Annotated in this window: 26 protein-coding genes and 1 riboswitch; of the genes, 5 read left to right on the forward strand and 21 right to left on the reverse strand. The window is 43.5% G+C overall.

All coding sequences use genetic code 11. The features are described from left to right. Positions 1 to 163: 163 nt before the first annotated feature. The 20 genes from MKX71_RS16790 to MKX71_RS16885 all read right to left on the reverse strand — a co-directional run bounded on the left by MKX71_RS16790 (position 164) and on the right by MKX71_RS16885 (position 18989). Complete coding sequence (locus tag MKX71_RS16790) at positions 164 to 1606, reverse strand: hypothetical protein (protein ID WP_206647960.1); 1443 nt, start codon at positions 1604 to 1606, stop codon at positions 164 to 166. Positions 1607 to 2187: 581 nt separating this feature from the next. After that, a complete protein-coding gene (sufB, locus tag MKX71_RS16795; protein ID WP_003228608.1) occupies positions 2188 to 3585 on the reverse strand; it encodes a Fe-S cluster assembly protein SufB in 1398 nt (465 codons plus the stop codon). Between the two features lie 20 nt (positions 3586 to 3605). After that, on the reverse strand, positions 3606 to 4049 hold the full coding sequence (sufU, locus tag MKX71_RS16800) for a Fe-S cluster assembly sulfur transfer protein SufU (protein ID WP_003222809.1): 444 nt from the start codon (positions 4047 to 4049) through the stop codon (positions 3606 to 3608). Beyond that, positions 4039 to 5259, reverse strand: coding sequence for a cysteine desulfurase SufS (gene sufS, locus MKX71_RS16805; RefSeq protein WP_003228604.1), 1221 nt, complete (start codon positions 5257 to 5259; stop codon positions 4039 to 4041). Before sufS ends, sufU begins: the two co-directional genes overlap by 11 nt. Then, positions 5259 to 6572 carry a Fe-S cluster assembly protein SufD gene (sufD, locus tag MKX71_RS16810; protein ID WP_192857999.1) on the reverse strand — a complete coding sequence of 438 codons (1314 nt, stop codon included), beginning with the start codon at positions 6570 to 6572 and terminating at the stop codon, positions 5259 to 5261. The genes sufS and sufD overlap by 1 nt, the downstream gene beginning before the upstream one ends. A gap of 17 nt (positions 6573 to 6589) precedes the next feature. Then, entirely contained in the window at positions 6590 to 7375 is a 786-nt protein-coding gene (sufC, locus tag MKX71_RS16815) for a Fe-S cluster assembly ATPase SufC (RefSeq protein WP_003151872.1), read from the reverse strand. A 193-nt stretch (positions 7376 to 7568) separates the two neighbouring features. After that, positions 7569 to 7706: a hypothetical protein gene (locus MKX71_RS16820; RefSeq protein WP_003228600.1), complete on the reverse strand. Its 138-nt coding sequence runs from the start codon at positions 7704 to 7706 to the stop codon at positions 7569 to 7571. Between the two features lie 193 nt (positions 7707 to 7899). After that, entirely contained in the window at positions 7900 to 8277 is a 378-nt protein-coding gene (locus tag MKX71_RS16825) for a carboxymuconolactone decarboxylase family protein (protein ID WP_339231352.1), read from the reverse strand. Between the two features lie 84 nt (positions 8278 to 8361). Then, positions 8362 to 9186, reverse strand: a complete 825-nt coding sequence (gene metQ, locus MKX71_RS16830) for a methionine ABC transporter substrate-binding lipoprotein MetQ (RefSeq protein WP_339231353.1) — start codon at positions 9184 to 9186, stop codon at positions 8362 to 8364. 13 nt (positions 9187 to 9199) lie between these two features. Next, positions 9200 to 9868 (reverse strand): methionine ABC transporter permease MetP, encoded by a 669-nt coding sequence (gene metP / locus MKX71_RS16835; protein WP_015251270.1) that lies wholly within the window; start codon positions 9866 to 9868, stop codon positions 9200 to 9202. Then, positions 9861 to 10886, reverse strand: coding sequence for a methionine ABC transporter ATP-binding protein MetN (metN, locus tag MKX71_RS16840; RefSeq protein WP_339231355.1), 1026 nt, complete (start codon positions 10884 to 10886; stop codon positions 9861 to 9863). The genes metP and metN overlap by 8 nt, the downstream gene beginning before the upstream one ends. Positions 10887 to 10991: 105 nt before the next feature. Then, a riboswitch (SAM riboswitch) is annotated at positions 10992 to 11098 on the reverse strand. 114 nt (positions 11099 to 11212) lie between these two features. Next, positions 11213 to 11557, reverse strand: coding sequence for an SCP2 sterol-binding domain-containing protein (locus MKX71_RS16845; RefSeq protein WP_003228587.1), 345 nt, complete (start codon positions 11555 to 11557; stop codon positions 11213 to 11215). 106 nt (positions 11558 to 11663) lie between these two features. Then, the gene (locus MKX71_RS16850) at positions 11664 to 11984 is read right to left on the reverse strand and encodes a thioredoxin family protein (protein ID WP_014480792.1); all 321 of its coding nucleotides are present in this window, start codon (positions 11982 to 11984) and stop codon (positions 11664 to 11666) included. A 1-nt stretch (position 11985) separates the two neighbouring features. Then, positions 11986 to 12348: a toprim domain-containing protein gene (locus MKX71_RS16855; protein ID WP_015483668.1), complete on the reverse strand. Its 363-nt coding sequence runs from the start codon at positions 12346 to 12348 to the stop codon at positions 11986 to 11988. 77 nt (positions 12349 to 12425) lie between these two features. Continuing rightward, positions 12426 to 12662, reverse strand: coding sequence for a YusG family protein (locus MKX71_RS16860; protein ID WP_003228581.1), 237 nt, complete (start codon positions 12660 to 12662; stop codon positions 12426 to 12428). A 55-nt stretch (positions 12663 to 12717) separates the two neighbouring features. Next, entirely contained in the window at positions 12718 to 13101 is a 384-nt protein-coding gene (gcvH, locus tag MKX71_RS16865) for a glycine cleavage system protein GcvH (protein WP_003222781.1), read from the reverse strand. Between the two features lie 66 nt (positions 13102 to 13167). After that, complete coding sequence (locus MKX71_RS16870; protein WP_003222779.1) at positions 13168 to 13524, reverse strand: arsenate reductase family protein; 357 nt, start codon at positions 13522 to 13524, stop codon at positions 13168 to 13170. Positions 13525 to 13634: 110 nt separating this feature from the next. Beyond that, positions 13635 to 15419, reverse strand: a complete 1785-nt coding sequence (gene fadE, locus MKX71_RS16875) for an acyl-CoA dehydrogenase FadE (RefSeq protein ID WP_015714672.1) — start codon at positions 15417 to 15419, stop codon at positions 13635 to 13637. A 14-nt stretch (positions 15420 to 15433) separates the two neighbouring features. Further along, a complete protein-coding gene (locus MKX71_RS16880; RefSeq protein ID WP_339231357.1) occupies positions 15434 to 16609 on the reverse strand; it encodes an acetyl-CoA C-acetyltransferase in 1176 nt (391 codons plus the stop codon). Positions 16610 to 16619: 10 nt separating this feature from the next. Next, positions 16620 to 18989, reverse strand: a complete 2370-nt coding sequence (locus MKX71_RS16885) for a 3-hydroxyacyl-CoA dehydrogenase NAD-binding domain-containing protein (RefSeq protein WP_339231359.1) — start codon at positions 18987 to 18989, stop codon at positions 16620 to 16622. 174 nt (positions 18990 to 19163) lie between these two features. On the opposite strand from MKX71_RS16885, the gene MKX71_RS16890 reads away from it, so the two are divergent. Then, positions 19164 to 19310, forward strand: coding sequence for a YuzL family protein (locus tag MKX71_RS16890; protein WP_003240817.1), 147 nt, complete (start codon positions 19164 to 19166; stop codon positions 19308 to 19310). A 24-nt stretch (positions 19311 to 19334) separates the two neighbouring features. Here the strand turns inward: MKX71_RS16890 and MKX71_RS16895 are convergent, their stop codons facing one another. Continuing rightward, positions 19335 to 20243, reverse strand: a complete 909-nt coding sequence (locus MKX71_RS16895) for a proline dehydrogenase (protein ID WP_046381311.1) — start codon at positions 20241 to 20243, stop codon at positions 19335 to 19337. Between the two features lie 93 nt (positions 20244 to 20336). On the opposite strand from MKX71_RS16895, the gene MKX71_RS16900 reads away from it, so the two are divergent. The 4 genes from MKX71_RS16900 to mdtP all read left to right on the forward strand — a co-directional run bounded on the left by MKX71_RS16900 (position 20337) and on the right by mdtP (position 23175). Further along, positions 20337 to 20582, forward strand: a complete 246-nt coding sequence (locus tag MKX71_RS16900; RefSeq protein WP_003228567.1) for a hypothetical protein — start codon at positions 20337 to 20339, stop codon at positions 20580 to 20582. Between the two features lie 12 nt (positions 20583 to 20594). Beyond that, complete coding sequence (locus MKX71_RS16905; protein ID WP_003222766.1) at positions 20595 to 20927, forward strand: spore coat protein; 333 nt, start codon at positions 20595 to 20597, stop codon at positions 20925 to 20927. A 158-nt stretch (positions 20928 to 21085) separates the two neighbouring features. Continuing rightward, on the forward strand, positions 21086 to 21553 hold the full coding sequence (gene mdtR / locus MKX71_RS16910; RefSeq protein WP_014480800.1) for a MarR family transcriptional regulator MdtR: 468 nt from the start codon (positions 21086 to 21088) through the stop codon (positions 21551 to 21553). Continuing rightward, positions 21550 to 23175 (forward strand): multidrug efflux MFS transporter MdtP, encoded by a 1626-nt coding sequence (gene mdtP / locus MKX71_RS16915; RefSeq protein WP_220396428.1) that lies wholly within the window; start codon positions 21550 to 21552, stop codon positions 23173 to 23175. Before mdtR ends, mdtP begins: the two co-directional genes overlap by 4 nt. Positions 23176 to 23202 lie beyond the last annotated feature (27 nt).

Raw genomic sequence — 23202 nt, forward strand, 5'->3', positions numbered from 1 at the left:
CGGCTGAAAACCAGTCACGTCCTTTTTATGAAAGAATTAACCGAATGAACCTTCATTTCGAACTTAAATCTCAATGAACTATACAAGATAAATTGAGCAAAGCTTGTTACACTATACTTTTGTAATTTCTAATCAAACTGAGTTTGGGACTTAATAACAAAAATCACTGAATTATTTGCTTTAAAGCATTGACCTTTCTCTCAAAAGACGAGTCTTTCTTAATCTTATCTAAGGGACCATTAAATGCTTCTATTGCATTAATTAACTCTAAGACTGCTTGTGAAGTGACTTTCACTCTTACAATCTCGAGTAATTCCTTGAATTTCTTTTGACATAACGTATGTTGCAACCTAGAAGAAATAATTTCATTGTCAAAAGACAGTATTGCTATTAAAGCCTGATTAGCATTAAATTGTCTTATTAGCTCTAAGTAAATAGTTTCAGCATCCCAAGCTACTCCATTACCATTAGTTAAGAAAACTTCCACTAATGTATTAACATAATGAGTATTAATTTGTTGTGGTACTTGACTTGAATCACCTACTAAACGTTTAAGCTCTCTTGCTAATGGAGGTTCACTATAAAAATTATTAATACCTCTATGAGCGGATAATAAATTCTCTAAAGCCGTTTCAATTTCTGTAGCTCTTAATCCATCTGGAATATAAGATTCAGCATTTACAACTTCTAAAAAAGAGCGGGCATTATTTTGCTCATCTTGGTCATTGTTTGCAACGAATTTTCCATATTTCACACCTAAAAGATTTCTTGTTTCTTCATCTACAAATCCCCATAAAAATGGTAATAATCTATGGATGTTTTCTCTAACTTGAACAGTAGTATCATGTCTAGTGTAGATACCAAATAAACCTTGGGCTAAATTATTAGCTTGCTCTTTTGAAAAATCTTGAAAGAACGTAGCAATTTGTTTGGCTTCTTCCTCACTAATTGTATTTACTTTAATATTTGTAAGTAACTTTTTTATCTCAATTGTAATATTTGATAGAGGTAGTGATATAACTTCATTTATACAAGTTTCCAGCCAACTTATCAACTGTAATCCTGTTAACTCATTTTGATTTGGATGAGCTGCACTTGCCCAATTTCTCATATATCTTATATAGTCTAAATGCTTAAATCCTAATTCAGAAATTAAACCAATCTCTCGAGAACCATATATTAGCTCACTATCATCTATTTTGTCTAAATCGCTCTCATCTTTTAAACGTTTTCTTTTTTCTTGACTTTTCACTGCATTATCAAAAAAGTAATTTATATCATAATGAATTACTCTATTTCTCAATTCGTTTATAGTTTCATCCCATAAATAATTTAAGGCGGAATCAAACAAACCGGCTGTAACAGCAGCAACAAATTTTGATATATATAAAGAATTACTTTTCCCCTCGTTACTTAGTCTCTCTAAAGAAGCTGGTAAGTTTCTAAATACATTTATCCTATGCTCAACGGGTACAAGTACAGATTGAGTTGGCAGCCCCATTTCTTGTAAATATGTCATTAGGCCTGACTCAATTTCCTTCAAATTTAGATTTTCTTTCTGATGTGGGTTTATTGAAGAGGTTGCTGGAATCATATCATGTTTCATTCCTTCATCTCCTAGTTTTTTATTATGTAATTCTAAAATAAACAAAATTAAATTTGATCTTATATTAGCGAGTTAATAATAAACTCGTATCATGTATAAACCTCTAATGCTTTAATTTCATAGTTCATTCTATTTAAGATTACAACTATTTTTAACTTGGCTATTTACGATTTATCCACATAAATACGAACCTTATGACCTATTACATAATAAATTCCGATTAGGTTCGTAATATAATCGTTAGTTTTAACATTTACATCTTAAACCACTCATGATGACATCTATTTTATTTAACAAAACATATTACTTTTTAAGTATACACTTAATTCAAAAAAGATGGTAGTATCCTCCAACTTATTCTTTATCCCCGAGTATATAGTCTATTTGCATCAAGTAGGTATCTCTACTGATAAAAAATATATTTTTCAAATTTTAAGTCATCATAACCGAAAAAAATCTTCAAAACGGACGACTCGTTTATTCACAATCCCATAGAGCAGTAAGAGTAAGAACAAAAACTCAAAGTAAAAATAAAAAAATAACCCCTGCCACAAGCATTAATGTGACAAGGGTTTTCTGTATTAACCGATAGAACCTTCCATTTCGAACTTAATCAAACGGTTCATTTCAACTGCGTATTCCATTGGAAGCTCTTTTGTGAATGGCTCGATAAAGCCCATTACGATCATTTCAGTTGCTTCTTCTTCAGAAATACCGCGGCTCATCAAGTAGAAGAGCTGCTCTTCAGATACTTTAGACACTTTCGCTTCGTGCTCCAATGAAATGTTATCATTTAAGATTTCATTGTAAGGAATTGTGTCTGAAGTTGATTTGTTATCCATAATGAGCGTATCGCACTCGATGTTAGAGCGAGCGCCTTCCGCTTTGCGTCCGAAGTGGACGATTCCGCGGTACGTTACTTTTCCGCCCTGTTTTGAAATCGATTTTGATACGATTGTAGATGATGTGTTTGGTGCAAGGTGAATCATTTTCGCACCTGCATCCTGATGCTGGCCTTTACCTGCAAGAGCGATAGAAAGCGTCATACCGCGCGCGCCTTCGCCTTTTAGGATACAAGCCGGATATTTCATTGTCAGCTTAGAACCGATGTTGCCGTCGATCCATTCCATTGTTGCGTTTTCTTCACAGACTGTACGCTTTGTTACAAGGTTGTAAACGTTGTTCGCCCAGTTTTGGATCGTTGTATAACGGCAGTAGCCGCCTTTTTTCACGATGATCTCAACGACCGCACTGTGAAGTGAGTTTGTTGTGTAAACAGGCGCAGTACAGCCTTCAACATAATGAACGCTTGCTTCTTCGTCAACAATGATCAGTGTACGTTCGAACTGACCCATGTTCTCAGAGTTGATACGGAAGTAAGCTTGAAGCGGTGTTTCAACCTTCACGCCTTTAGGCACGTAGATGAAAGATCCGCCGGACCAAACAGCTGAGTTAAGCGCCGCAAACTTGTTATCAGTCGGCGGGATTACTTTTGCCCAGTGCTCACGGAAAATATCTTCATTCTCTTTCAGCGCGCTGTCAGTGTCTTTAAAGACGATGCCTTGCGCTTCAAGATCTTCTTTCATGTTGTGGTATACAACCTCAGATTCGTACTGAGCAGAAACACCCGCAAGGTATTTTTGTTCAGCTTCAGGAATACCGAGCTTGTCGAATGTTTGCTTAATTTCTTCAGGAACTTCATCCCAAGAACGCTCTGAACGCTCAGACGGTTTTACGTAGTACGTAATTTCGTCAAAGTTCAGTGAGTTTAAATCTCCGCCCCATTGAGGCATCGGCATGTTGTAGAAATGCTCAAGTGATTTCAAGCGGAAGTCAAGCATCCATTGAGGCTCTTCTTTCATGCGAGAAATTTCTTCTACGATTTCTTTTGTCAATCCGCGCTCTGAACGGAAAATGGAAACGTCCTTGTCGTGAAAACCATACTTGTATTCACCAATATCAGGCATTTTTTTAGCCATCCATTTTCACTCCAATCCTTTTAATTGCCGCCTTCTTCTTTCGCGACTCCTTTTTCAAGTGCTTTCCATGAGAGGGTTGCACATTTGATACGGGCCGGGAATTTTGAAACGCCTTGAAGGGCTTCAATATCCCCGAGATCTATAGAATCATCATACTCTTTCCCTTGCATCATATCCGAGAAAATCTTAGACATGGAAAGGGCAGTTTCAATATCTTTCCCTTTAATCGCCTGAGTCATCATCGAAGCGGATGCCATTGAAATGGAACAGCCTTCCCCTTCAAACTTCGCATCTTCCACGATGTCTCCGTCAAGCTTCATTGTCAGTCTGATGCGGTCGCCGCATGTCGGATTGTTCATATCCACGACGATGCTGTCATTCAAAACCCCTTTATTTCGTGGGTTTTTGTAATGATCCATAATCACCTGTCTGTACAATGTATCTAAGTTTGCATTAAAAGACATTTGTAAAATACTCCTTTGTCTTTTGAAGAGCTTCCACAAGCTTATCAATCTCTTCCTCTGTATTATACAGATAAAAGCTTGCTCTTGCAGTAGCAGTTACATCCAGCCATTTCATCAGCGGCTGCGCACAATGGTGGCCGGCTCTGACTGCGATTCCCTCCGCATCAAGCACAGTCGCCACATCGTGCGGATGAACATCATCAAGGTTAAATGTGACAAGCCCGGCACGCTCTTCCGGCCCGTAAACCGTTACGCCGTCAAGCTGGCGGAAGCGTTCAAGCGCATAAGCTGCAAGCTTGTGCTCATGGCGGGAAATCTCATCAAGACCGATTTCTTCGAGAAAATCAATGGCGGCACCGAGGCCGATTGCTCCTGCAATAATCGGCGTACCCGCTTCGAATTTCCACGGAAGCTCTTTCCAAGTTGATTCATAAAGCCCGACAAAGTCGATCATTTCACCGCCGAATTCGGCAGGCTCCATGTTTTCCAGCAGGGCTTTCTTTCCGTACAGCACACCAACACCAGTAGGTCCGCACATTTTATGGGAAGAAAGCGCAAAGAAGTCGCAATCGAGATCCTGCACGTCAATTTTCATGTGAGGCGTGCTTTGTGCACCGTCCACCACAATGACAGCCCCATTGTCATGAGCGATTTTCGCCATTTCTTTAATCGGGTTGACCGTGCCGAGAACATTAGATACATGAGACACCGCAACAATTTTTGTGTTGCTTGTGACCGTTTCTCTGACGTCTTCTAAAGAAATCGTTCCGTCTTCCTGCAGCGGAATATATTTTAATGTGGCGCCAGTTGCTTTTACAGCCTGCTGCCACGGAATGATATTCGCATGATGCTCCATGTAGGTGATGACCACTTCATCACCAGGTTTCAGGTTGGCGCGCGCATAGCTTAACGCCACCATATTCAGTGATGTGGTCGTGCCTTTTGTGAAAATAATCTCAGCCATTGACTTCGCGTTAATAAACTTGCGGACTTTTTCACGCGCTCCTTCATAACCATCTGTCGCTCTGGTTCCAAGTGTATGGACGCCCCGGTGAACATTGGAATTGTATTGGTTATAATACTTATCCAGTGTTTCAATGACAGCACGCGGCTTCTGGGAAGTCGCCGCGCTGTCGAGATAAACGAGATCATGTCCGTTCACTTGCTGATGAAGGATCGGGAACTGTTCACGAATATCTGTGATATTCATTACTTCACTTTCCTTTCGATAACAGAAACTAATTGTTTCTTAACGCCTTCAATCGGAAGTTCATTTACTACCGGTGCAAGGAATCCGTAAATAACTAAGCGTTCTGCTTCTTCTTTCGGAATTCCGCGGCTCATCAGGTAGTAAAGCTGAATAGGGTCCACACGGCCGACAGATGCCGCATGTCCTGCAGTTACATCGTCTTCGTCAATTAAAAGAATAGGGTTTGCGTCTCCGCGTGCTTTTTCGCTAAGCATCAGCACGCGTGATTCTTGCTCCGCATTCGCTTTAGAAGCGCCATGTTCGATTTTGCCGATTCCGTTAAAGATAGAAGAAGCGGAATCCTTCATCACACCGTGCTTCAAGATATAGCCTTCAGAAGCTTTACCAAAATGGATGATTTGTGTTGTGAAGTTTTCTGTTTGCTCTCCTCTTCCGACAACAACCGTTTTCGTATCGCCGTATGTGCCGTCACCGTAAAGGTTTGTTGTATTTTCGGAAATCGTGTCGCCGTCGTTCATCAGGCCAAGAGCCCACTCGATTTTGCTGTCGCGTCCGCGCGCAGCACCGCGGCGGTTCACATAAGTTGTCACACCGCTTGACAGATTATCCACCGCACCGTATGTCACGCTGGCATTATCACCTGTGATGACCTCACTGATAATATTGAAGACAGCGTCTTTCGGGTTTACAGTGCTGATGTAGTTTTCTACATATGTTACAGAGCTGTGGTCTTCAGCCACAATCAGCACGTGGTTGAATAGAGCTGTATCATTGCTTTCGTGGACATAAACAGCCTGAACCGGCGTCTCCACCTGAACATTTTTCGGAACATAAAGGAATGCTCCTCCGTTAACAAGAGCCGCGTGAAGTGCAGTTAACTTATGTTCGTCAACCTTCACGCCGTCCTTCATAAAGTATTTCTCCACCAAGTCGCTGTGCTCGCGTGCAGCAGTCAGAATATCAGTGAAGATGACGCCTTTGTCTTTCAATTCTTGAGAAAGAGAAAGATGTGCCGGCGTCTGGTCACGCTGTACGTATAATGTTTTATCTTCGTTTTCAATGTCGATCAGCGCTTTTACTTCATCAGTCAAATCTTCTAATGAAGAAAGCGGTTCGTTATCCACTGTATGCTTCGCGAAATTCGTGAAGTTCCAGTTTGTGATTTTTGTTTTGTCAGGTTTCGGCATCGGCAGATCCTCAGCTTGTTCAAGAGCCTGTAAGCGCAGGTTCTTCAGCCAGGCAGGTTCTTGGTGCTTTTCGGAAAAGCTTTTGAGATACTCCTGATCTATGGATAGTTTTGTACCTAGTGTCATATTAATCCCCCTAACGCTTACGCTTCTTGGCCAACAGTTTCGTCTTCAATGCCAAGTTCTTGTTTGATCCAGTCATAACCTTCTGCTTCAAGACGCTGAGCAAGCTCTGCACCGCCGGATTTTACAACGCGGCCTTGCATCATAACGTGAACAACATCCGGAGTGATGTAGTTTAACAGGCGCTGATAGTGAGTGATCATCAGGCAGCCGAAGTTTTCGCTGCGCATTTTGTTGATCCCTTTTGATACAACTTTCAAAGCGTCAATATCAAGGCCTGAGTCAATTTCATCAAGGATGGCGATTTTCGGTTCAATCATCATTAATTGAAGGATTTCGTTGCGTTTTTTCTCCCCGCCTGAGAAGCCTTCGTTAAGATAGCGCTGAGCCATTTCAGGGTCCATTTCAAGGAACTCCATGTTTTCGTCCATTTTGCGGATGAATTTCATGAGAGAAATTTCATCGCCTTCTTCTCTGCGCGCGTTGATTGCTGAGCGAAGGAAGTCGGCATTTGTCACACCGCTGATTTCACTTGGGTACTGCATTGCAAGGAATAAGCCTGCCTGCGCACGCTCGTCCACTTCCATCTCCAGTACATCTTTGCCGTCAAGCGTGATGCTGCCTTTTGTTACTTCATATTTAGGATGCCCCATAATAGCAGCTGATAAAGTGGATTTACCAGTTCCGTTCGGGCCCATTACTGCGTGGAATTCTCCACCTTTTATTTCAAGGTTTACACCCTTTAAGATCTCTTTCCCTTCGATTTCAACGTGAAGATCTTTGATCGTTAATGTTGAAGCAGCCATATCTATACCTCCAAAAATATATAATCATTATTCTCATTTTATTCTCATTCTAATTTTATAACAAATGAAAAGTAAATACAACTTTTTATCGTGCCTTGCACATTCCTCAAGTTTAACAAAGATCAGCACTTTATTAAAGCGATTGAAAAAGAAAAAGAGTGGATTCCCACCCTTTTTTAAAAGTTTGATTTTCTCAATAAGCTCCCGCAGAAATCCGCTTGCTTTTTTCATAATCAAGCTCTCTCTGCCGCTCTACTTTCATTCTTGTTTCCAGCCGGCGTCCATATTCCTCGTATCCAATTCCGTGTGACAGCTGCATCGCTTTTTCCATTTCTGACGTATAATCGAGGTTCAGTCTGTCCTGGCTGCTGCAAATAATGAATCAATCCCTTCATATATTTGCTTTTTATTGTACCAGTGCTGCGTTGGATGCCGCAAAAACGATTTGGCGTGAAATAGCGGCAGATGAGACGAAAGCATCCTTTCAGAACAAATGAGAATGGTTTTTCGGAATATTCCTTCTCTTAATGCGTGGTGTTTCCGAATTCCTCAATGCACTGTTGAACGACTGTCACGCCTTGGCTGAAAGCTGCGCCGCCTCCAAATGCCGCTGCCACACTGACGGCTTCGAGAATGTTTTCTTCTGTCGCTCCCTGATCGAGACAGCCTTTTGTATGATAGATCATGCAATATTCGTCCTGAGCATTGATGGCAATTCCGAGGGCGATCAGCTGTTTTTCTCTTTCAGTCAGAGAATTCCCGGCAAAGCACTGTTCAGTAAATTCGTTAAATTTTCTTCCCATCAGCGGCATCTTTTGTTCAAATGTGCCTAAACCATGTTTATATTGTTTTAACGCGTTCTGCATGCTTCCTCTGTCTTGATTCAAAGAAAATCCCTCCATCTGTTTAACATTCCTTTTTATTATGAACAGCTTTTAGGAAAATACGCGAAAAAAACCCCGGATTTCTCATCCGGGGTTTCAGTCTTATTCAGATACAGGAAGCACAGCTCCGTCGTATTTTTTCTCGATGAAGTCTTTGATCTTTTTAGAGTGAAGAACTTCCATCAGCGCTTTGATTTTTGCAGAATCTTCTTCGCCTTTTCTTACTGCGATGATGTTAGCGTATGGGTTGTTATTCGTTGATTCTACTTCAATTGCGTCTTTTTTAGGATTTAATTTATTTTGGATCGCATAGTTTACATTGATGAAGACCGCGTCTCCTTCTTTGTTTTCATATGCTTTTGCCGTTAATTCAGGCGCTACTTTTTTGAATTCAAGGTTTTTCGGGTTTTTCTTAATGTCTTTCAATGTTGCGTCAACTGTTTCCACTTTAGAATCAAGAGTGATTAATCCAGCGTTTTCAAGCATTGCAAGCATACGGCCTTGTTCAGCAACGTTGTTTGTCAGAATGATTGTCGCACCGTCTGGAAGGTCTTTCAGTGATTTGTATGTTTTAGAGTAAATACCGAATGGCTCTAAGTGAACAGCGCCGGCATTCACAAGTTTGTAATCTGTGTTTTCTTTCATTTCTTGCTCAAGGTAAGGAATGTGCTGGAAGTAGTTCGCGTCCACTTCTTTATCAGCTAAAGCTTTATTGTACATTTTGTAATCACTAAGCACTTTCACTTTCAGCGTATAGCCTTTTTCTTTCAGCAATGGTTCAGCTTCTTTTAAAATTTCCGCATGCGGTGTTTTTGTTGCCGCAACGACAATTTCTTTCTTGCCGGATTCAGCGCCGTTATTCGAACCGCAGGCAGCCATAACTCCTGCAAATACAAGCAGTAATGCACCCAAAAATAGCTTTTTCAATGTAAATCCTCCCTTATCGTTTGTCTATAATATTTGTTATTAGATCACCGATGATTTGAATAATAAACACGATGATTAAAATAAACACAGTAGCAACGAAGGTAACATCAGCGTTATTAGACTGATATCCTTCTACGTACGCAAGGTTTCCAAGGCCTCCTGAACCAATGGCTCCGGCAATTGCCGTTGAACCGATTAAAGCGATGGCTGTAACCGTAATGCCAGAAATAAGAGCAGGCATTGATTCCGGAATCAGCACTTTGAAAATAATCGTAGACGTTTTCGCGCCCATTGATTTAGCGGCTTCAATCACACCTTTATCCACCTCACGCAGCGCGATTTCAACAAGGCGCGCGTAAAATGGTGCCGAGCCGATTACCAGCGCCGGCAATGCGGCGTTTGGCCCTAAGATCGTGCCGACTAAAAATTTCGTAAAACCTAATAGTAAAATAATTAAAATAAGGAACGGAATCGATCTGAATATGTTAACAACGGCCGCAATCGCAGAGTTGACCGCTTTATTCTGCCAGAGGCTTCCTTTGCTCGTCAGAAAGAGCAGCAAGCCGAGGATGACCCCGATGACAAAAGCAAACAGTAAAGAAATCAGCGTCATATAAAGTGTTTCATATGTCGCGTTCCATAATTCAGTTAAATCAACGTTCGGGAAGTATTTTTCAAACATTCGTGATCACCTCTGCTTTCACCTGTTTGTCATTAATGAATCGGATCACGTTTTGCACTTCTTCCTCGTCCCCGTCAATGTGGATGAACAGTGAACCGTAAGCCCCATCCTTCGTCTGCGAAATTTTCCCTTGCAGAATATTGACGCTGACATTGAAGTTTCTGATCATCTCTGTAATCAGAGGCTGTTCAGCTGACTCACCGACAAATGTGAGCTGAACCATTTTTCCTGATGCTGTATCATCAAGAAGGTGCTGAAGCGTCTCTTTCGTTTCTTCCGGCTCTGTCACCTGCTGAACAAATCGTTTTGTCATTTGTTCCTTTGGATTTTTGAAGACATCGAGAACCTCGCCTTCTTCGACCACCTTGCCGTTTTCCATGACGGCGACTCTGTTGCAGATTTTGCGGATGACATGCATTTCGTGCGTAATCAGCACAATCGTCAAACCGAGTCTTTCATTAATATCGGACAATAGATCCAGAATTGAATCTGTCGTTTGCGGATCTAATGCTGATGTCGCTTCGTCACAAAGGAGAACCTTCGGATTGTTTGCAAGCGCTCTGGCAATTCCGACACGCTGCTTCTGACCGCCGCTCAGCTGAGACGGATAAGATTTTTCTTTTCCTTCTAAACCTACCAGTTTAATCAGTTCATTGGTGCGCTTGATCCGCTCGCTCTTTTTCACTCCGGCAATTTCCAAAGGAAACATGATATTATCTCTGACAGTCCGCGACCAAAGCAAATTGAAATGCTGGAAAATCATACTGATCTCATGGCGTGCTTTTCTTAAACCGCGTCCATTTACTTCATTAATCTTGGTTCCCGCCACTTCCACGGTTCCTGAGGTTGGTTTCTCAAGGCCGTTCAGCAGACGGATTAAGGAACTCTTACCAGCTCCGCTATATCCTATAATTCCAAAAATCTCACCTTTTTTAATGGAAAGCGAGACGTTTTGGACAGCATTGACATCTCCATGTTTCGACTTGTAAACTTTTGAAACATCCTGAAGATTGATCAAAGCAATCACCTGCCTTAACACTATTCTAAGAAATCTTCCGGTTTTTTCTGCAAAAGAAAAGCCTTTCTGCACACTTGAGCAGAAAGGCTTATATAAAATGCCTTTCTCTCATCTTTCAAAGCTGAACGCTTCGTGTGAATTGGCACCATTTCAACAGCGTTGATGGTTGCCGGGCTTCATAGGGCACTTCCCTCCACCTCTCTTGATAAGAGAAATATATAGTCTTTTTCGTCCGGAAATTCTTAATGTAGAATAGCACGGCGAATGATTAAATGTCAATAAAATAAATGATGTCAACTTTTACTATTATAATAATTTATTATTTTTTAATTTTTTAAAATCCTCTGAAAAAATCCATTTGTCAGCCAGAGAATGGCTTCCAGTTTTAACAGGGCCCTGAATGACCCCTTTACTTTGAGGCTTCCGCTCTGAATCAGGTGCTGAAGGGAAATGTCTCCGTGCAATAAATCAATAATTTCCGTTTGGTTTCCGTAAAAGGTCAGGTTGGACGTTTGGGGCGGAGAAACTTTTTTCATTTCTCCCTGTTCGTTTATTGAGACGGTTAAGGCTTCTGCTTCTCCTTGGAAGGTAATGAGCAATGTTGAGGCATTCAAAAGGGGTTTTAAAAACAGATGCTGATACTCATCTTCTAAAACTTCCGCTTTCTCCATATGTACAACCTCCTATTTGTTGGTCATACATACACATTTCTCTCTTTGTCGCAAGAACCCCTTTATAAAACGAACGACAATTTCATTGGATATGCTGAGAAATATGTCATAAATGAGATGCGGAAGATGATTTTTGTTTGATCAGCTCATATAAATAAGAAACGGAATGAAATGCATATCCTCTTTCGACCACCTTTCCGCCTTTAAACAGCAGAAAACAAGGGACGCTTTCAATTTGATACGCTTTTGCGAATGTCGGAGAGTAATTGACATTGTTTTGATAGAAGGCGACATCCGGCAGCATTTCTTTCACCACTGTCAGCATTTTGCTTGCAAGCTGGCAGGTGCCGCAAAACGGAGTATATAAATATAGAAGGTACACATCATCTTCAATGTGATCAAGTTCGTGTTCTTGGAGTTCTTTCATGCTATACACCTCGGGACTTTCTTTCAAGAAAAATAGTATGGACATTCAGATTCGCACGCAGTAATACAGAAGCGACATGGTGCCTGGGCGCAGCCGCTACTTCCTTATAGGCTCTGTCGATATGGAGATGGCAGGCTTCATTAAATTCACGCTTCAGCTGTTTTCTCAATTTCTCACCTGATTCATCAGCATCAACTAATATATAGACGTCTTTATCATAAAGCTCGTCAGCCAATTCCTCGAGCCTCAGCTGGCTGATTGTTCCGTTTGTGCAGATAATGCGCACCGGTTCATTCAGGACGCTTTCGATTTTCTCTTTATCTGATTTCCCCTCGACAATCATAACCTTTTCCAGCTCATCCATCTTCATCTTGTTCACCTGCCGCGTCAAATTTGAAACGTTCAGATTGTAAAAGAAGGCAGTGAAATTCACCGCCAACATTAACACCAGCCGTTTTCGTAGTCACAATCTACATATTTTGCGTCGTCTCCAGAGACCACATCGGCTGTCTTATAAAATTTCTCATTTTCAAAGGAATAACCGGACTTAAGCTCATATTCATTCATGCTTGTCATTTGGCCGATCATCTCATTATCATGATATAACGAGAGCCGGCCATTTTGAAAGCGGCCTGTCACGTCATTGGTGACATCGAGCTTTTGTTTGTCGAAAGCCATATTGGACACCTCCCATAACGTTAGCGTGTCCAATTGCTTTTACGGCTATCCTGTTTTAGTCTTCTTGTGTCATCTCTTCGTATTGCTCTGCTGTCATCAGTTTTTCAATTTCAGAAGCGTCAGATGGCTCAACGACGATCATCCATGCTTTTTCGTACGGAGATTCGTTGACGAATTCCGGACTGTCATCAAGATCTTCGTTTACTTCCACAACCGTTCCGTTAATCGGTGCATAAAGCTCAGATACCGTTTTAACGGATTCAACACTGCCGAATGGCTCGTCCGCTTTGATTTCAGCGCCCACTTCAGGAAGTTCGACAAACACGATGTCGCCTAGTTCGGACTGGGCAAAATGCGTAATTCCGATTCTGGCTTTTTCTCCTTCAACTTTTACCCACTCGTGTTCTCCTGAGTAACGCAAATCTTTTGGTATGCTCAATTGAATCCCTCCATTTTTTACAGCACTACAATAAGAAGATACCACACTTTTCAAAAAAAATTTACATTAAGCCCAGTTTTCTTCAAATTGGTCTTCTTTAAATCCGACAGTCACTTTTTCGCCGTCTGTTGTAAGCGGGCGTTTGATCAGCATACCATCTGAAGCCAGCAGCTCGAGCTGTTCGTCCTCTGACATGTGATACAGCTTTTCCTTGAGATTGAGCTCGCGGTATTTCATGCCGCTCGTGTTGAAAAATTTCTTGAGATCCAGCCCGCTTTTTTCATAAAGCGCTTTTAATTCTTCTTTGCTTGGCGGCTGCTCAGCAATATGTATTTCGTTTATTTCTTTCCCATGCTCTTCAAGCCACTTCTTTGCTTTGCGGCACGTTCCGCATTTAGGGTACCAGTAAAAAGTTAACGACATCTTCTTCCCCCTCAATAAAATAATCGAGGTTATTTTAACACAGTTTGTTTTAAAAACCTAAAACAGTGCTTCTTAAAAAAGAGCTCCGCGCATGCGGAGCTCATGGCCAATCAGACAATATATTTCTCAGCCTCAAAAATGCCTGCCGCCGCCTCGCGTTTTTTCTGAATCACGTTTTTAGGCGTTACGCGTGTCAGCTTGCGCAGAGCGGAAAGCATCATGCGGAGTGAATCTCCTTCTTCCATTGCGATAAGGGATTCCTTCGCATGCGCTTCAATTTCGTTAAAGGCCTCTTGAACGAAAATTTCTGTGTACAGCACCTTTTGCGCTGCTTTTTCAGCGCCTTGTGCGGCAATGGCCTTTTCCGTTCTGAGCACGGCTGATTCCATTGCGTATACATTGCTGACGATATCCGCTACGTTCACGAGAATTTCTTGCTCACGATCGATCGCTTTTCCGTATTTTTGCGCGGCTAGGCCGGCAGCAAACAACGCAATTTTTTTGGCTTGCTTGACGATATATTTTTCCTGCTCTAAGACGCCGCTTCCAGGCTCTTCAGGCATAAGCATCATGAGTTCTTCCTGCAGCGACTGCGCTTTTTCGAATAAAGGCAGCTCGCCTTTAAGCGCTTTTTTCAGGAAGGTGCTTGGCACGATTAACCGGTTGATTTCGTTTGTGCCTTCAAAAATCCGATTGATCCTTGAATCCCTATAGGCCCTTTCTACTTCGTACTCCTGCATAAAGCCGTAGCCTCCATGAATCTGCACGCCTTCATCAACTATATAATCAAGCGTTTCAGAGCCGAATACCTTATTCAGAGAGCATTCGATGGCGTATTCCGCAATCGATTTGGCGATTTGCCGGCCGTCCTTGAGATCTTCGGCCGTGAACTGGCTCATATTGTCTTCAAACAGCCCGACGGTTCTGTATACAGAGCTTTCCATCGCATACAGCCTTGAGGCCATTGTCCCGATTTTTTCCTGTGTTAATGAAAAACCAGCAATCGGCGTTTTAAATTGGCGGCGCTGATTTGCGTATGCCGCAGACAGCTCGATGACGCGTTTAGATGCGCCGATTGTGCCAACCGCCAGTTTGTAACGGCCGATGTTTAAAATATTAAAGGCGATGACATGCCCTTTGCCGATTTCTCCGAGCAGGTTTTCCTTTGGCACTTCAGCTTGATCCAGAATGAGAGTTCTTGTCGATGATCCCTTGATTCCCATTTTCTTTTCTTCCGGTCCCGTGGAGACACCCGGGAACTCTTTTTCTACAATAAAGGCTGAAAACTTGTCGCCGTCTACCTTGGCGTAAACCACAAATACATCGGCAAAAGCAGAGTTGGTAATCCACTGTTTTTCCCCTGTTAATACATAATGGGTTCCTGCTTCATTCAGCACAGCTGTTGTTTTTGCTCCAAGTGCATCAGACCCAGAGCCAGGCTCAGTCAGAGCATAAGCGGCGATCTTTTCGCCTGAAGCGAGTCCAGGCAAATATTTTTTCTTTTGTTCTTCTGATCCGAAAAAGACGATCGGCAAGGAACCGATACCGACATGCGCGCCATAAGAAAGAGAAAAGCTTCCCGCACGCGAAAATTTCTCAGTGATGAGTGCCGAGCTGATTTTATCTAGGCCGAGCCCGCCGTATTCTTCCGGCACATCGGCGCCAAGCAGCCCTAGTTCGCCCGCTTTCTTCAACAGTCTGACAGAATGCTCGAATTGATGGTTTTCGATATCATCTATATGAGGGAGAACATCTTGCTCGATGTAATCCTCTGTTGTTTTCGCAATCATTTTATGCTCGTCAGTGAAATCCTCCGGTGTATACATTTGATCGTATGTGACATCCTCGATTAAAAATCCGCCGCCTTTTTGTACGTCAGCCGCTTTTTTTGCCATTTGTTTTTCCCCCTTTAGCATAATTCAAATACACCGGCCGCTCCCATTCCGCCGCCGATACACATGGTCACGACTCCAAATTGCTCGTTTCTCCGTTTCATTTCATGGATGAGTGAGAGTGTAAGCTTTGTGCCCGTACAGCCAAGCGGGTGTCCAAGCGCGATTGCGCCCCCGTTGACATTCACTTTTTCTTCATCAATTCCCAATTCCCTGATTACTTGAATGGCCTGTGAGGCAAAAGCTTCATTCAGTTCAAACAAGCCGATGTCCTGCAGCTGAAGTCCGGCAAGCTTCAAAGCGCGCGGAATCGCTTCCACCGGTCCGATTCCCATGACTTCCGGCGGCACGCCGCCTACTGCAAAGGAGCGGAATTTCACAAGCGGCGCCAGGCCAAGAGCATCGGCTTTTTCCCGGTCCATCAGCATGACAGCCGCCGCTCCGTCACTTGTCTGCGAGGAATTGCCCGCAGTCACCGTCCCATCAACGGAAAAGGCCGGTCGCAATGTCGCTAAGATGTCTGCAGTCGTTTGCGGGCGAACACCTTCATCCTGAGAAAATACAAATTGTTTTTCCATAGGCTTATGGTCTTCTCCGATTTCTGTCACCGTCACTTCTACGGGTACAATTTCATCTTTAAATTTTCCTTCTGTAAGGGCTTTAGCAGCGTTTTGGTGGCTGCGAACGGCAAACGCGTCTTGATCCTCACGGGAGACGCCGTATTTTTTCGCGACTTGCTCGGCTGTGTGGCCCATGCTCATATAATATTCCGGTGCCTTTTCTGCCAAAGCAAGGTTCGGACGGGTAACATGCCCCATCATCGGAACTTGCGACATGGATTCTGCTCCGCCGGCGATCGCTGTATCGTAGGCGCCCAGCATAATTTTTTCTGCTGCATATGCAATAGACTGAAGGCCTGAAGAGCAATAACGGTTAACTGTAATCGCCGGAACCGTGTACGGCAGGCCCGCGAGCGCACCGATATTTCTCGCCATATTAAGCCCCTGCTCCGCTTCAGGCGTTGCACAGCCAATAATCAAATCGTCAATATTGCCTTCGTAACCGCCTGCCCGTTTCAGTGTCTCTTTTACACAAATCGCTCCCAAATCATCCGGACGAACGGTGGCCAACGATCCTTTTTTTGCTTTTCCAACCGGTGTTCTTGCACCTGACACAATGACTGCCTCTTTCATAAGCTCCCTCCTAATTCCGTAAAGGTTTACCTTTCACAAGCATATGCTGCATTCTCGCTTGAGATTTTGCTTCTCCTGCCAAACTCAAAAACGCTTCTCTTTCGATCTCCAATAAATACTCTTCATCAACCTCTGTACCAAACGGCACTTTTCCGCCCGCAATGACATAAGCGAGTTTTTTCGCGATCTTGAAATCATGCTCAGATATATAGCCGGACAGCTTCATCTGCTCAGCGCCAAGCAAGAGTGCCGCATAACCGGTTTCTCCCGGCACCTTGACCTTTTCTTTTACAGGCGGCCGCCAGCCGGTATCGTATAAAGATGCGGCCAGCTGCTTCGCATCGTATAACAGGTGGTCTTGATTCACGCTGATCTGATCCGTTTCTTTTAAGATGTTCATCTCACGAGCCTCTTGAGCGGAAGCGGACACTTTCGCCATCGCAATCGTTTCAAATGTTTTCATTGCCGCATTCATCGGATCAAGGCCACGGCGTAGATGATTGATGTACAGCTCTTTGTTTCCCCCTCCGCCAGGGATGAGGCCGACACCTGATTCAACAAGGCCCATATAGGCTTCGCTTGCCGCTTGAGTACGCGCCGCAGGCAGGCATACTTCCGTTCCTCCGCCGAGCGTCATGCCAAATGGCGCGGCGACGACCGGTTTCGCACTGTATTTGATCTTCATCATCGTCTCCTGAAAACGGCGGATCACAAAATCAACTTCCAAAAAGTTGTCATCTTGGACTTCCATTAAGATCATGGCGAGATTCGCGCCGACGCAGAAATTTTTCCCTTGATTGCCGATGACAAGCCCCTTGTAATTCCGTTCTGTTTCCTCTAATCCTTTGTGGATCATTTGAATGATATCAAGGCCGATCGCATTGCTTTTCGAATGAAATTCAAGAAGGGCCACATCATCTCCAAGGTCAATTAAGCTTGCTCCGCTGTTTTTCGCAATCACGCCTTTTGTTTCTTTAAGTGCTTGTAAATGAATTCGTTTTTTGTTTTCTTTCACAGCTCTGTATTCGCCGCGGTCATAATAAAATACCGTTCCGTTCTCTTTGATGTAGAAGGTTTCATTTCCTTTGTCCAGCATCTCTTTTATCCAGCCAGGCATATCTGCTCCAAGCTGCTCAAGCTTTTCCGCTGACTGCTTGAGGCCGATGGCGTCCCACATCTCAAAAGGTCCCAGTTCCCAGCCGAATCCCCACTTCATGGCTTGGTCAATCGCATGAATATCATCGGCAATCTCGCCAAGCAGCTCGGCTGAGTAAAGCAGGGTTTGAGATGTGATATTCCACAGCAATCGGCCGGCTCTGTCATCCGAATAAATAAGCGCTTTCATTTTGGCTTTTGTCCCTTTTGCCTGTTTTGCCGCTTCAAGTGCCGGTGTTTTCATTTTTGTCCGCTCGCCGTAAGTAAGCGTCACTGGGTCAAGCTCATAAATCGTTTTTCCTTCTTTTTTATAAAAGCCTTGGCCGGCCTTACTTCCGATCCACCCTTTTTCCAGCATATCGTTCATGAAGCTTGGAAGGCGAAACACTTCTTTTTCATCGCCATCAGCTTTGTCATACACATTTCGGGCAACGTGGGCGAATGTATCGAGACCGACCACATCAAGCGTTCTAAAGGTAGCGCTTTTCGGCCTGCCGATCAGCGGTCCTGTGATCGAATCAACCTCCCCGACCTGATAGCCGCCTTTCAGCATTTCTTGGACTGTCACGAGAAGCCCGTACGTCCCGATGCGGTTTGCGATAAAGTTCGGTGTGTCCTTTGCTGTAACAACACCTTTCCCGAGGACATTTTCTCCGAAAGCTGTCATAAACTTTAAAATATCAGGATCCGTTTCCTTAATCGGAATGATCTCCAGCAGCTTTAAATAGCGTGCGGGATTAAAAAAATGCGTTCCGAGAAAATGGGCTTTAAAATCATCCGACCGGCCTTCAGCCATTTCCTGCACTGATATGCCGGATGTGTTGCTTGAGACGATGCTTCCAGTCTTTCGATGTTCATCCACAAGAGCGAAAATTTTCTTTTTGACTTCAAGGTTTTCGACAACGACCTCAATAATCCAATCTGCTTCTTTCAGTTTTTCTGCATCATCCTCCAGATTGCCCGGTGTAATATAGGAGGTATTTTTCGCTGATGTGAGGGGAGCGGGCTTTTGTTTCAGCAGTTTTTTCACCGCCTGCCGGCTCAGCCTGCTGCGCACCTCCGGACTGTCCTTCGTCAGCCCCCTTTTTTCCTCTTCCTTTGTCAAATCGTTCGGCACAATATCTAGCAGCAGGACATGTATTCCGATGTTAGCCAAATGCGCCGCAATCCCGGAGCCCATTACCCCCGATCCTAAAACGGCTGCCTTCCGAATGTGTTTGTGCATGAGATATCCCCCTTGAACATTGAATGAATAGTCATTCATTTTTTGACCAAAAAAAATGAAACCCGTTTCTTCTTTCATCTTAAAAGATTTCCGGTTCGACTTCAATAGCTAATTTGTTATTTTTTTGTATGAAGCCTATAAAAGTCGGGCAACTTAAGCCCGGAGGTGAAGGGAATGGTACGAGAGAAAAAAAATCCGTCTTCAGCGGCAGTCAGCGCGGCGAGCGTAAAGGGAGATGCCGGTCCGACTCAGCATTACGGCGGCGGAAAACGGACAAGTCAAAATCAGCAGTATAAAAAACATAACATGGAACAATCATAATGCAGCTGCTTCCCGCGGCTGCTTTCACTTTTTCAAAATTCCTTTTAACACAAACGCTGCATTGGCAGGCCGCTCGGCAATTCTTCTCATAAAGTAGCTGAACCAGTCCGTTCCATATGGGACATACACACGCATTCTGTAGCCTTCCTTGGCGAGTTCCTTCTGACGCTCCGGCCTGATGCCGTATAGCATTTGAAACTCAAATTGCGACGCGGGGATTTGATGTTCGGTGACAAGCTGTTTCGTAAATGCTATGATGTCATCGTCATGTGTGGCGACAGCCGTGTAGTTCCCGCTTAACAACTGCAGCTTTATTAAGCTCTGAAAATGAAGGTCCGTTCCTCTTTTGTCGGGAAACGCTACAGCCGCAGATTCTTTATAAGCGCCTTTTACAAGTCTGAGATTCGGCTTTAAGTCCCGCATCTTTCTGATATCTTCTGCCGCCCGGTACAGATACGCCTGAATGACCGTGCCGAGCTTCTCAAATTCCTGTTTGCATTGCCTGTAAATAGAAAGTGTCTGTTCATAATGGGAATAGTCTTCCATATCAATGGTCACAGCAACATCATATTGCTTCGCAACGGAAAGAATGGCGCGCAAATGAGTAAGAGCAAGTTCTTCTGAAAGATCGAGCCCGATTGAGGTCAGCTTAAGTGAAAGCTCTGAGTCCAATTGATGTTCGGCAATGGCTTGAATGGCTTTCTTGCATTCCTCTGCGACTTGGTTTGCTTCTTTTTCCGAAGCTGCATACTCGCCTAAATAATCAATTGTTGCACACAAACCGGATCTGTTTAGCCTTTTGACGGTCTTAACCGCCGATTCAATCGTATCCCCTGCGACAAACCTTCGTGCTCCAAGCCGCGTTCCGTATGCTTTTGCGAACTTGGTAAGTGTTTTATTTTGAGATAAGAATAAAAACACATGTCTCAACATCCGACTCCCTCCCGCCGTCATCTTCAAAACCCTGTATATAACTCCCAGTCTGAAGGAAACTATAAAATGAACAGAAACCAAAGGAGGATCACAATGGATAATCAGCAGCAATCTCAAATGCCGCCTTCCGTTATTTCGACAAAGGATCATTTGTATCTCAATGACATGCTGAACTGGAATTTGCTCGCGATGAAAAAAGCGCATTTCATGGCGCAGCAGTGCCAGGATCAAACGTTAAAGCAAGAACTCGACCGCGTCGGACACATGCATCATGATCACTATCAAAGAATATTAAAGCACCTGCAGCCAGGCCAGCAGCAGTCCGGCTACATCCAATAAGGAGGCGCCAGAATGAATCAGCAAAATCAAAAAATCAGCAACCCGCAGACACCTGTACCGACAACATCGGAAATGAATGACAGAGATTTCGTCAACGAATTGCTGACAACCGAAAAATACATGACAACAGCTTATTGCACTGCTTTGCACGAATTCAGCCACGAGTCTCTTTATCAGGATATTCAATCCATTTTTGATGAGTCACAAAAAGCGCAAAGAAAACTATATGATCTCATGTTCCAATATGGATGGTATTCTGTTGAAGCGGAGGATGCACAAAAGCTGCAGCAGTCCTATCAGAAATTCCAGCAGACCATTCAGCAGCAGTCTCCTTATCAGCAATAACAACATTAGTAAAAAGGATACGATGTTCTTTCGGGCATCTATCCTTTTTTTGTGTAAAATCAGTTGACTTTTCATTTACGCTTATTTATATTTAATAAGCATTAACTATTTTGTCATTAAAATATATATACAGTGTATGTAACAGAGGGGAAATGAATATGAAGAGTGCGGATCAGTTAATGTCCGATATTCAATTATCGCTTCAGGCGCTCTTTCAAAAGATACAGCCTGAAATGCTGGAAAGCATGGAGAAACAAGGTGTCACCCCAGCTCAGCTGTTTGTGCTGGCCAGCCTAAAGAAACACGGCAGCCTCAAAATTTCTGAAATTGCCGAGCGTATGGAGGTTAAGCCAAGCGCGGTGACGCTGATGGCAGATCGCCTTGAACAAAAAAATCTTATCGCCAGAACACACAACACAAAAGACAGGCGAGTGATTGATCTCAGTCTTACTGACGAAGGAGACAGAAAGTTCGAGGAGGTTCTGGCGGGCAGAAAAGCCATTATGGCGCGCTACCTTTCCTTTTTGACGGAGGAGGAAATGCTGCAGGCGGCGCATATTACAGCAAAGCTCGCACAAGCAGCAGAAACGGATGAAAAGCAAAACATGAAAAGAGGAAACGGATGAAAATGAGTAAAGAAGGCAAACAATCAAAACGAACGTTATTAATAACAGGCTTAATTATTGCCATGTTTTTTTCAGCCCTTGACGGTACCATTGTCGGAACGGCCATGCCGAAAATTGTCGGTGATCTGGGCGGTTTGAGCATGATGACCTGGCTGACAACTGCATATTTGTTAACATCAACAACCATTGTTCCAATTGCCGGTAAACTGGCTGATTTATTGGGACGCCGCATTGTCTATGTATCAGGTTTGATTATTTTTATGGCCGCTTCTGCTTTGTGCGGAATGGCCAACAACATGACGGAATTGATTATCTTCCGTGGACTGCAGGGAATCGGCGGAGGCATCATGATGCCGATGGCGATGATTGTCATCGGTGACTTGTTCACAGGAAAACAGCGTGCTAAATTCCAAGGTGTCTTTGGCGCAATTTACGGGCTGGCTTCAGTGATTGGGCCGCAAATCGGCGGCTGGATTGTAGACTCGTTAAACTGGAAATGGGTTTTCTATATTAACCTGCCAGTCGGAATTATTGCGGTTATTTTTATTGCCAGAGGATTACAGGGACGCCAGCAGACTGGTCCGATCAACTTCGATATCGCTGGTATTTTCACAATGATTGTGGGTGTGGTCAGCCTCCTGCTCGCCTTAAGCTTTGGCGGAAAAGATTATGCATGGGATTCATGGCAGATTCTTGGGTTGTTCGCTCTCGCACTGATCGGCATTGTCAGCTTTATCATCGTAGAATCAAAAGCAAAAGAGCCAATCCTGCCAATGTATTTATTTAAAAACAGAACATTTACATTTCTAAACTTGATCGGCTTCTTTATGAGTATCGGTATGTTTGGCGCCATTACGTTTGTTCCTTTCTTTATGCAGGGAATTGTCGGTGTAAGTGCGTCTGAATCGGGTACAATTATGACACCGATGATGATTTCTATGATTATTACAAGTATCATCGGCGGACAGCTTGTTTATAAAATCGGGATTAAACCGCAAATCATTGCAGGCATGCTGGTTATGGCCAGCGGATTCCTGCTGTTAACGACCTTGGATCTCGACACGAGTAAGCTTGTCGCTACATCTTTTATGGCGATTATTGGTCTGGGAATGGGTCTTGTTATGCCGATTCTGACATTGGCTTTACAGGAAAGCTTTTCGAAGGAGGAGCTGGGAGTTGTCACTTCATCCAGCCAATTCTTCCGTTCTATCGGCGGAACATTCGGCATTACCATGCTGGGAGCCGTAATGAATGCGAGATCAGGAAATCTATTAACAGATAAATTGGTTCCATATTTAGACTCTCTTCCGGCACAGGCAAGCTCGTTTGCCGCCCAGCTAAAGGGTATGATTGATACAAATCCGCAAGGGCTGCTGCAATCACTGTTCAGTCCGGACGCGGTCAAACAAATCCCTGCGGCTTTCTCATCCCATATTGTGCCGATTTTAAAAACATCGTTGATGGATTCGCTCCACAGCGTGTTTTATACGGGCCTGATCTTTATCGCAGTTGGAGCCGTATTCACCTTGTTCTTAAAACCTATCAAGCTATCAAATAAGAAAACGGAAGACCAACAAGAAAAAGAGAAAGCGGCAAAAGCCGTTGAATCACCTTCCCATTAATAGAGCGCCCCGCGGGTATCAATCCGC

Source organism: Bacillus sp. FSL M8-0071 (genome assembly GCF_037975455.1).
GTDB classification, from domain to species: domain Bacteria; phylum Bacillota; class Bacilli; order Bacillales; family Bacillaceae; genus Bacillus; species Bacillus subtilis.

Coding starts and splice junctions, on each gene's coding strand:
- MKX71_RS16790 (WP_206647960.1), bottom strand. CDS start 1,606: ATGAAACATGATATGATTCCAGCAACCTCTTCAATAAACCCACATCAG.
- sufB (WP_003228608.1), bottom strand. CDS start 3,585: ATGGCTAAAAAAATGCCTGATATTGGTGAATACAAGTATGGTTTTCAC.
- sufU (WP_003222809.1), bottom strand. CDS start 4,049: ATGTCTTTTAATGCAAACTTAGATACATTGTACAGACAGGTGATTATG.
- sufS (WP_003228604.1), bottom strand. CDS start 5,259: ATGAATATCACAGATATTCGTGAACAGTTCCCGATCCTTCATCAGCAA.
- sufD (WP_192857999.1), bottom strand. CDS start 6,572: ATGACACTAGGTACAAAACTATCCATAGATCAGGAGTATCTCAAAAGC.
- sufC (WP_003151872.1), bottom strand. CDS start 7,375: ATGGCTGCTTCAACATTAACGATCAAAGATCTTCACGTTGAAATCGAA.
- MKX71_RS16820 (WP_003228600.1), bottom strand. CDS start 7,706: ATGGAAAAAGCGATGCAGCTGTCACACGGAATTGGATACGAGGAATAT.
- MKX71_RS16825 (WP_339231352.1), bottom strand. CDS start 8,277: ATGGAGGGATTTTCTTTGAATCAAGACAGAGGAAGCATGCAGAACGCG.
- metP (WP_015251270.1), bottom strand. CDS start 9,868: ATGTTTGAAAAATACTTCCCGAACGTTGATTTAACTGAATTATGGAAC.
- MKX71_RS16845 (WP_003228587.1), bottom strand. CDS start 11,557: ATGGAGAAAGCGGAAGTTTTAGAAGATGAGTATCAGCATCTGTTTTTA.
- MKX71_RS16850 (WP_014480792.1), bottom strand. CDS start 11,984: ATGAAAGAACTCCAAGAACACGAACTTGATCACATTGAAGATGATGTG.
- MKX71_RS16855 (WP_015483668.1), bottom strand. CDS start 12,348: ATGGATGAGCTGGAAAAGGTTATGATTGTCGAGGGGAAATCAGATAAA.
- MKX71_RS16860 (WP_003228581.1), bottom strand. CDS start 12,662: ATGGCTTTCGACAAACAAAAGCTCGATGTCACCAATGACGTGACAGGC.
- MKX71_RS16870 (WP_003222779.1), bottom strand. CDS start 13,524: ATGTCGTTAACTTTTTACTGGTACCCTAAATGCGGAACGTGCCGCAAA.
- fadE (WP_015714672.1), bottom strand. CDS start 15,419: ATGGCAAAAAAAGCGGCTGACGTACAAAAAGGCGGCGGATTTTTAATC.
- MKX71_RS16880 (WP_339231357.1), bottom strand. CDS start 16,609: ATGAAAGAGGCAGTCATTGTGTCAGGTGCAAGAACACCGGTTGGAAAA.
- MKX71_RS16885 (WP_339231359.1), bottom strand. CDS start 18,989: ATGCACAAACACATTCGGAAGGCAGCCGTTTTAGGATCGGGGGTAATG.
- MKX71_RS16890 (WP_003240817.1), top strand. CDS start 19,164: ATGGTACGAGAGAAAAAAAATCCGTCTTCAGCGGCAGTCAGCGCGGCG.
- MKX71_RS16895 (WP_046381311.1), bottom strand. CDS start 20,243: ATGTTGAGACATGTGTTTTTATTCTTATCTCAAAATAAAACACTTACC.
- MKX71_RS16900 (WP_003228567.1), top strand. CDS start 20,337: ATGGATAATCAGCAGCAATCTCAAATGCCGCCTTCCGTTATTTCGACA.
- MKX71_RS16905 (WP_003222766.1), top strand. CDS start 20,595: ATGAATCAGCAAAATCAAAAAATCAGCAACCCGCAGACACCTGTACCG.
- mdtR (WP_014480800.1), top strand. CDS start 21,086: ATGAAGAGTGCGGATCAGTTAATGTCCGATATTCAATTATCGCTTCAG.
- mdtP (WP_220396428.1), top strand. CDS start 21,550: ATGAAAATGAGTAAAGAAGGCAAACAATCAAAACGAACGTTATTAATA.